Origin of the sequence: Alkalihalobacillus sp. NPDC127517, assembly GCF_050276055.1 — a bacterium.
Classification (GTDB): Bacteria; Bacillota; Bacilli; order Bacillales; family Bacillaceae_D; genus Alkalicoccobacillus.
Window position 1 is genome coordinate 143,518 of the sequence record NZ_JBNNQX010000006.1, and the last position, 7,572, is coordinate 151,089.

General features: G+C 39.9%; 8 protein-coding genes. 4 read left to right on the forward strand and 4 right to left on the reverse strand.

Annotation, left to right across the window (positions count from 1 at the left end; genetic code table 11):
* Nucleotides 1–10: 10 nt before the first annotated feature.
* Nucleotides 11–2,344, reverse strand: coding sequence for a nitrite reductase large subunit NirB (gene nirB, locus ACQKKO_RS09750; protein ID WP_498646648.1), 2,334 nt, complete (start codon nucleotides 2,342–2,344; stop codon nucleotides 11–13).
* 219 nt (nucleotides 2,345–2,563) lie between these two features.
* On the opposite strand from nirB, the gene ACQKKO_RS09755 reads away from it, so the two are divergent.
* The gene (locus tag ACQKKO_RS09755) at nucleotides 2,564–3,016 is read left to right on the forward strand and encodes a DUF2188 domain-containing protein (RefSeq protein WP_498646650.1); all 453 of its coding nucleotides are present in this window, start codon (nucleotides 2,564–2,566) and stop codon (nucleotides 3,014–3,016) included.
* A gap of 32 nt (nucleotides 3,017–3,048) precedes the next feature.
* Here the strand turns inward: ACQKKO_RS09755 and ACQKKO_RS09760 are convergent, their stop codons facing one another.
* From ACQKKO_RS09760 to ACQKKO_RS09770, 3 genes are read right to left on the reverse strand one after another with little or no spacing between them, the layout of a single operon-like run.
* Nucleotides 3,049–3,780, reverse strand: coding sequence for a nucleotidyltransferase domain-containing protein (locus ACQKKO_RS09760; protein WP_498646652.1), 732 nt, complete (start codon nucleotides 3,778–3,780; stop codon nucleotides 3,049–3,051).
* Nucleotides 3,777–4,559 (reverse strand): sugar phosphate isomerase/epimerase family protein, encoded by a 783-nt coding sequence (locus tag ACQKKO_RS09765; RefSeq protein ID WP_498646654.1) that lies wholly within the window; start codon nucleotides 4,557–4,559, stop codon nucleotides 3,777–3,779. The genes ACQKKO_RS09760 and ACQKKO_RS09765 overlap by 4 nt, the downstream gene beginning before the upstream one ends.
* Nucleotides 4,560–4,580: 21 nt before the next feature.
* Nucleotides 4,581–5,483, reverse strand: coding sequence for a DMT family transporter (locus ACQKKO_RS09770; protein ID WP_498646656.1), 903 nt, complete (start codon nucleotides 5,481–5,483; stop codon nucleotides 4,581–4,583).
* 106 nt (nucleotides 5,484–5,589) lie between these two features.
* Here ACQKKO_RS09770 and ACQKKO_RS09775 point away from each other — a divergent pair, with 106 nt between their 5' ends.
* The 3 genes from ACQKKO_RS09775 to ACQKKO_RS09785 form a co-directional block, all read left to right on the forward strand.
* Nucleotides 5,590–6,105 carry an RDD family protein gene (locus tag ACQKKO_RS09775; protein ID WP_498646657.1) on the forward strand — a complete coding sequence of 172 codons (516 nt, stop codon included), beginning with the start codon at nucleotides 5,590–5,592 and terminating at the stop codon, nucleotides 6,103–6,105.
* 378 nt (nucleotides 6,106–6,483) lie between these two features.
* Nucleotides 6,484–7,149 carry a VOC family protein gene (locus ACQKKO_RS09780; RefSeq protein WP_498646659.1) on the forward strand — a complete coding sequence of 222 codons (666 nt, stop codon included), beginning with the start codon at nucleotides 6,484–6,486 and terminating at the stop codon, nucleotides 7,147–7,149.
* 83 nt (nucleotides 7,150–7,232) lie between these two features.
* Nucleotides 7,233–7,572: hypothetical protein (locus ACQKKO_RS09785; RefSeq protein ID WP_498646661.1), on the forward strand; the 340-nt coding region annotated here is incomplete at its 3' end.

Genomic DNA, 7,572 nt, shown 5'->3' on the forward strand with positions numbered 1-7,572 from the left:
CTCATCTTTGTTAAACCAATTCCTTCGTATCCAGGTTCAAATGTTGTTTTACATACATTCGTACTTCGTTAAGGTCATCCATTCGATCAAGAGCAAAGCCTGAATCATATAGCATCTCTCTTACATGAATCTGTCCTATTCTGTTGATCCAGCTCCCCATTGACTCCTGGAAAAAAGCCGTTTGGCGATAATATTGAATGAATACAGGTAGACATTCAGTCACTTCTGCAATTGTTTGTACAACGTAAAACAATTGCTTCTCATCCCCTGTTCCAACATGAATCTCCCAGCCTACAACCGTTTTTAAAATTTGAATATCTCCATGTAATACTCCATGTGAACAGGCTTGCACTGTCAGTACCGTTTTGTGAGGCAAAGGAATCCATACAAACGAGTCGTTCATCTGAGCCGAGATAGTAAGTGCAGCTGATTGATTACACGCACATTGATCAATTGAATGAGCAACGAATAGTCGATTTTCTATAGGAGCCTTACTTGAGAGTGAAAAGGTTTTCCAAACATTTGTAAGTTCATCCTTTTTAATTCCTGTTAACTGTAGCTCAGAGTAATTAGTTAAGTTCACTTGAGCATCTGGGTACTGCTTAAGGAATTGAGCGATTTGCTGAAACCTCTCTACATTGTTTGTGACTTGATAGAACGGAAGGGAAACCGCATAGCGACCATCTGTTTGCTTCATCGCGTTCTCTTTTAAAAGCGTTGAAATGTATAACGGGTCTAATAGGCTTAAATGGTAAGCCAATGTTTCATCACAAACATCACAGTCGGTAGCTTTTCTCCAATCATAAAAGGTGTGAACAGCTTCTATCGTTGTGAGTCGATGTTTATACATTCCTTCAACAATCTCAGCTTCCGTATACGTTGTACAATCACATAACGCAGGGATACGTTCCACGATTTCATCACATTCATTACTTTGAATGTAAGTTAAAAGACTGCCAACAAGTGGTTTACATCCACCACATGAGCTTGCTGCTTTTGTACAGGATTTCACTTCATCAACCGTCGATAATCCTTCTCTTTGAACAGCTTGAATCATTTCTTTTTTTGAAACGGCATTGCACTGACAAATGAGCTCACTTGAAGGCATATCGGCAATAAGCGAGTCATGATCGCCTTCTGAATATAAAAGTTGGTTTTTTTCAGCTTCTGTCAATTCTGTTTGTTTTGATACTAGATCGACAAGTCCTGCACTACCGTGTGTCTGTCCATATAGAATGGCTCCTGTAAGGCAATCTCCCTTAAAAAAGAGCCGTTTATAATGGGTGTTGGCTTCGTCCATATACATGAGCGAGTTTGTTGTATCACTAGGTGTAACCTCACCAACTGAGAAAAGATCCACCCCTGAAATCTTCAACTGAGTAGAAAGAATCGTTCCCCTAAAAAGCGCTCCTTCTAACCCGCATAGCTCTTGCGCAAGTACTTTACTTTGTTCGTAGAGAGGTTTAACCATGCCATAAATCAACTCTCGATGTTCCACACATTCGCCAACTGCGTAAATGTCTGGTGTCGATGTACACATCCGATCATCAACAACAATGCCACGATTCGTTTTGATCCCATTTTTTTCTGCAAGAGCAATGTTTGGTCTAACACCAGCTGACATGATAACAATGTCTGTATCAATGCCCTCCCCATCAGAGAAGTTCACCCTTTCCACGCGATCACGACCAGTTATACTTGTCGTATCCTTATCAAGATGAAATCGCATTCCTTGTGCTTCAAGTTCTTGCTGAAGCAGGCCTGCAGCTGTCTCATCGAGTTGACGCTCCATTAGAGAACTGGCTCGGTGAACAACATCTACGCTCATGCCCATATGAAGAAAACCTTTTGCAGCCTCTAGGCCAAGAAGACCACCGCCAATCACCGTTGCTCGCTTAAACGTAGCTGACACCTTAAGTAGCTGGTGACAATCATCCATCGTCCGAAATGTAAACACACCTTCTTTATCATGGCCAGGTATCGGTAGCACAAATGGGCTGGAGCCCGTAGCGATAATTAATTTATCATAAGGAATCGTACGATGATGATCCGTTAAAATCACTTTTTCATCTGAATCAATCCATTCAACCGATTCATCTAGAAACAAAGTAATCTGATGATCTGAAAACCATGTTTCGGTCTGTGAGTAAATGGAGTCGACCGTAGCCTCCCCTTGAAGAGCAGACGAGAGTAAAATTCGGTTATAGCTTCTAACTGGCTCCCTTCCGATAATCGTAAGTTCAAAGGAATCTGGCTCAAGAGCAAGAACATCCTCTACAGAGCGCATCCCAGCCATACCATTTCCAATCCATACGAGACGTTGTCTTCTTTTCTCCTGTGGCATCTACAAACCCCTCAATTTTTCAAAATTCATTTAATCTTCTATCATCATAACGAGCCTTTTTTTATACTTGGTGATTTATGTGATAAAACGTGACATAGTTTTTATTAAAATCTGCGATAATCGTATTGTTTTGGTGCGTTACATGGATAAAGAGAGTTCGGAGGTTTAAGTGATCGAACATGTGGAAATAGATTTAAAACACGAAAGAGGGAGATAAACATGCCTTGGACACTTAATGATTATCCAGATTCATTAAAAAACCTAAACAAAGCAACAAGAAAAAAAGCGATTGAAGTAGCAAATAGTATGTTGGACGATGGGTATAAAGAAGCAGATGCCCTCCCCATCGCAACAAAGCAAGCAAAAGAATGGTATTCAAATGCTAGTGAAAAAGAAATCCAATCATTTTTAGAAAATGGACAAGTGAAGCCTTCAAACAATCGATCGAGCTCCTCGCGACCTGAACTAAATGAGAAGCCACAATTTGTTACTCCTCATCCAGATGGTGGTTGGGCCGTTCAATCTGAGGGCGCAGATCGACCTTCTGATGTCATGGATACAAAAGCTGAAGCCGTTAAGCGAGGAAAGGAAATCGCCAAAAACAAAGGAACACAGCTTATCATTCATAAGCAGGATGGCAGTGTCGATGAGAAAATTCAGTATGAACAATAAAAAAGAAGTGAGCGATGTGGCTCACTTCTTTTTTAATCGTCTTTCTTCCCCAACGAAAAGCCATGAAAGAAACGCCCGCCATGCGGTTTAAGTACATCATCAACTAGTTGAATTACGTGTGTTTTATCTTCATTTTTATAGAATTGATTAAATGCTTCTACATATAGCTGAGTGAAATCCGCATCAAACTTCTTTAAAGAACGAATGAGCCACTTCGATTTACCTGTCCATTGACGATTTGTCCGTAATACAAAATCAGCCACCAATTCAAAAAGTGTATTTGCACAACAAATATCCTCTTCTTTATCGACACTCCCAATAAAGTCGTCTAATGTATCTGTAATGAAATACCTTTTTACTCGTATGTTTTCATCAGACCATGGTTCAGGCCCTTTCATTAATTGTTCATTTGCTTCTTTTTTTATCGAAGTAATGATTCCTGTATCCTTTATGACTAGCCCCTCAGAAACCATACGTTGCATTGAAGGTGTCGCTTGATCGTAATCCGCTTTGAAAAAAGTTTGGTAGGACGTTAGGTTATGAACGAAGATTTCAATTGGCCAATTATACATAACAAATGATTCCCTGTAGGAAGATGGGATACTTTTTTCAAAAATGACAAGATCCAAATCAGAGGTTTCCGTTGCTTCTCCTCGTACCACGCTCCCAGCAAGTAATGCCCCATCACACTCTGAAAAATGTTCTGATACGAATAATTGTGCTGCTCGCATAGGCGATAATCTGTTAGAGAAATTCCGCTTCATGAGAGCGCTCTCTTTTTTAGTTTTGTAATAAGATCAATCAAAATTTGAGCATCCTTTTTAAATTGCAAAGGATCCTCATCCTTCACAAATTCCAGTAAAAAATGTTGATCAATTTGTTGATCCTCTAGTAAAAGCTGATTAAGATAAAGCTCCCATGCGTCAGTTCCTTCATCCAATGCCAATCGATCATACTTTAGCCAGTGAAACACATGCACATGCCTTATAAATGGTTTGACATCTTGAATGGTGGCTAAACGTTTCTCTACACTTAGACCTACTGCAGGCTGCCAATACAGTGACACATTAGAATGATTGATTTCTTTCATTAACTTCTTTGCACTTTCGCTCGTATCTGTTAAAGTACCTCCATGGTATTCTAGATGAACTTCAATACCAACCTCACTAGCTAAAGTTGCCACGGCTTGAATATCTACCATTACTTGTTTTCGTTCGGCCTGCGTAACTTCAGCAGAGCCAGCTTCACCAGCCCAAATGCGAATAGAAGGTGCACCTAGCTTTCGGGCGGTTTGAAGAATGGAAGTAAAGGAATAGTCCTGTTGAGTAGCCCCTGCCCGGTAATAAGATCCATAGGACAACACCTCAAGCTCTGCATTCTGAGTGTTGATTGCGACGTCTAATGCCCACTCAAGATCCCCCGGAATCACATGAACATCCGCACCCCACTCAATTCCGTCAAGACCTGCTTCTTTTGTCCATTTGATAATCTGATCCACTGATTCCTCACGAAATGTTACCGAACACATCCCTGTTTTGATCATGGTATCGCTCCTTTTTAGAGATTATGCAACGTTCTCTTTTGCCTCGCTTCTTCTGCCTCGCTTTGAGACAAGTACAGCAGAATACAATACAGCAAGAATACCAATAAGCTGCCAGACATCTAAGACATCATTTAAAAACAATACACTGGAGATGACTGCAACAACGGGTTCTATTGTTGCAAGAATAGACGCCTTACTCGCCTCTAGATGTTTTAGGCCTGTAGTATAGAAAACATAACCTCCTACTGTTGAAACAAGAGCCAATAATAAAGCCGGTATCAGAACAGACGTTGACGTAAACAAAGATGCCTTTTCAGTAATAGGGCTTGCTAGAAGCATAAATACACTAGTATAGAAAAAAGTGTACGTCGTGATCGTTAATGGGGAGTACCTACTCGTAATCGGTTTGGTAAAAATGCTATACAACGCATAGAAGAAACCTGATAGTACTCCCATGATGATGACTGACCCGGGAATGCTTGATGTACCAAATGGCAGCAGTTGAACAACAAACGCACAGCCAATTAATGATAGTATGAGCGCCATTATTTTGGAGATGGTTAGTAATTCTTTAAAAAAGACTCTTGAAAGCAATGCTACAAACATAGGTCCTGTATATAAAAGCGTTACAGCAAGTGACAAATTCGACTGAGCAAAGACCTCAAAGTAAAAGTAATTAAAAAACACAATGCTGCAAATACCTGAAGCAGCAAAGATTACATGATCTCGGGCTCTTGTTCTTAATTGATTTCTAAACCATATGCTCATAAAAAGAAATAGAATGACGAACGTAAAAACTCCGCGTATCGCCACCACTTCCCAGGGTGTAAACTCTTCCTGGTATAGGGGGTCTACAAAAAGTCCGATGAGCCCCCAGCAGGAAGCACCCAAAATGGTATAGAAATAAGCTTTCAGTGTAGACATAGTTCCTCCTGCTTATTTAAGTGAATTCATTAGAGGTTTAATCTGATATGATAATAAGAAGTCTTCAAACGTTCTAAAATCAGAAAATAGAATGGTGGGTGAGTGTATGAGCTATGCTTCTTTTTTTAATCGGCTTAAAGCATTTATGTACGATTACATCCTGATCATTTGCTACCTCGGACTACTTGCACTCGTTAATCTATTTGTTTTTCCTTCACTTCAAACCTTTTTTGCAGGTTCCTTAGTAATTGCGCAATTAACTGGTTTTTTGATGGTGACCCTACCAATCTCACTTTACTTTATTCTAAGTGATTCAACCCTCTTTGGACAGTCGTTTGGAAAAAAGAAAGCCAGGATCCGGGTAGTGGATGTACACGGAAAGCCTGTATCTATTTTAAGATTAACTATACGTACAATCTTAAAATTTTTACCATGGGAGCTTTCGCATTTTCTTGTATATCGACTTGTGTATCTTGAAGAGGGTTCTGTACCTTTGACTTACACCCTAATTGGTATTTTAATCTATGGATTAATGTTTTTATATATCGGTACTGCTCTATTCACAAAAAAGAAGCAATCGGTTTATGATTTGTTGACGAGAACGTTTGTGGTGAGAAATTAAACTACTTCTAATTAACATAATACATTTTAATGCCTCTGGCGGGATTCGAACCCGCACTCCTTTCGTAAGCATAGGCTAGGGGGAACACGCTTCCCTACGGACTTTCACCGGCTAGGAATTTCACCTGCCTCAGCTATTTGCTTTTCGGTGCTTCTGAAACCCTTACCTTGCGACCCGGTTGCACATTGTTTTCCGGCGCTCTTCCCTTCTAGAGCTACAGAGGCCTGTATATCATCCATTTTACTACAAGTTCAAAGGAAGGTCTTTCCTTTTTATTTCTTCAGACTAAAGTTGTAGATGCATTCCTTATGATGACCGATGGCAGAATTCCCTTTTACATCTAAAGTAAAAGCTATCAACCTTAAGGAGTTTTTACATATGAAGATTACGCACTTAATTTTAGTTACAGACCAGTTACAGACATTAAAAACGTTTTACTCAGAGACATTGTCATTCCCTTTACTTGAAGAGACTTCCTCATCCTTCAAAGTACGAATTGGCTACACAACTCTAGAATTTAATCAGTCAACTCATAAGAGCAAGCCGTTTTATCATTTTGCGATGAATATCCCACGAGATCAATTTCCCGAAGCCAAAAAATGGGTTCAGTCACTGGTTCAATTAAGTAAGTACGAAGATAGTGACGAGGTTTATTTTAAAAATTGGGATGCGCATGCTCTTTATTTCACGGACCCTGCTGGCAATATCGTTGAGTTCATTTCCAGAAACGAAGCCCAAACCAAACAAACGAATTCACCTTTTAACGCAGCAAGTATTATAAACATTAGTGAAATTGGCGTCGTATCCAATCAGGTAAAGGCACTTGCTAGCGAGTTAAATGAAATTGGAATCCCCAATGCTCGTGAAGGAAGTGAGTTTTTCTCACCCCTAGGTGATGTGAACGGGTTATTTATTCTTGTAAAGAAACAACGGGTCTGGTTCTTCTCAAACAAAGAGGCCGTTTTCTATCCCCTACGTCTAACTATTAAGGACATTGGTCACATTCAGTTTAATGAAATCGACCAATTTCAACATTTTCGCTAGCCAACCAGTCACTTCCCCCAGACCATTCGAGAAATCCTTCATACAATATGGTGCAAGATAGTTTTTTAAAAGGGGTGAATCGAATGAACTGGGATCATTTTATGTTTGGTAAGCCAAAACGTAAAGAACATCATGACGACCACGACAAGAAGTGGGACAAGAAGAAGAAGCATGACAAGTGTGAGAAACACGATGAGAAAAAATGTCACAAAGACGAGCATAAAAAGTGTGACAAGCACGACGAGAAAAAATGTCATAGAGACGAGCATAAAAAGTGTGACAAGCACGATGAGAAAAAGTGTCATAGAGACGAGCATAAGAAGTGCGACAAGCACGATGAGAAAAAGTGTCATAGAGACGAGCATAAGAAGTGCGACAAGCACGATGAGAAAAAGTGTCATAGAGACGAGCATAAGAAGTGCA